At 69.8% G+C, this 800-nt stretch carries 1 protein-coding gene; it reads right to left on the reverse strand.

Features of this window, described 5'->3' with window-relative positions:
• A partial coding sequence (gene glgP / locus AB4Z38_RS25705; RefSeq protein WP_441432337.1) for an alpha-glucan family phosphorylase occupies window positions 1-800 on the reverse strand: 800 nt, incomplete at both ends.

Raw genomic sequence — 800 nt, forward strand, 5'->3', positions numbered from 1 at the left:
TTTTCCCGGCCCAGTTCCAGGACCTTCTCCACCGGCACGTCCGGGGCCAGGCCGGCGTCGAAGAAGTGCCTGATCTGCACGGCCTCGAAACGGTCGATGCCGGCCGGCACCGGGGTGTGGGTGGTGAACACCGTGGACGCCCGTCCCGCAGCGAGGGCCTCGGACCAGCTCAGCGGGGCCTCGGAGGACATGAGCTCCTGGATGCGTTCTATGCCCAGGAACCCGGCATGGCCTTCGTTGGTGTGGAACACTTCCGGGGCCGGGGTGCCCGTGAGGCGCTGGTAGACGCGCAGCGCCTTCACCCCGCCCATGCCCAGCAGCAGCTCCTGCTGCAGGCGGTGGTCACCGCCCCCGCCGTAGAGGCGGTCCGTGATCCCGCGCGCGGCGTCGTCGTTGGCCGGAACGTTCGAGTCGAGCAGCAGCAGCGGCACGCGCCCGACGTCGGCCCGCCAGATGTGCGCCCGCAGCGTCCGGTCACCGGGCAGGGGAAGCGTGACTAGAGCCGGCGAACCGTCTTCCTCACGCAGCATTGTCAGGGGCAGGCCGTCCGGGTCAAGGACCGGGTAGGTTTCCTGCTGCCAGGCGTCCCGGGAAAGGGACTGCTTGAAGTAGCCCGCCTGGTAGAGCAGCCCGACGCCGATCAGCGGCACGCCCAGGTCCGAAGCGGCTTTCAGATGGTCCCCGGCCAGGATCCCCAGGCCGCCGGAATACTGCGGAAGCACCTCGGTGATCCCGAACTCGGGCGAGAAATAGGCGATGCACGCCGGAGCGTCCGGACCCAGGCCCTGGTACCAGCGCGG

It is taken from the genome of Arthrobacter sp. 2RAF6, assembly GCF_052115205.1.
Lineage (GTDB): Bacteria > Actinomycetota > Actinomycetes > Actinomycetales > Micrococcaceae > Arthrobacter.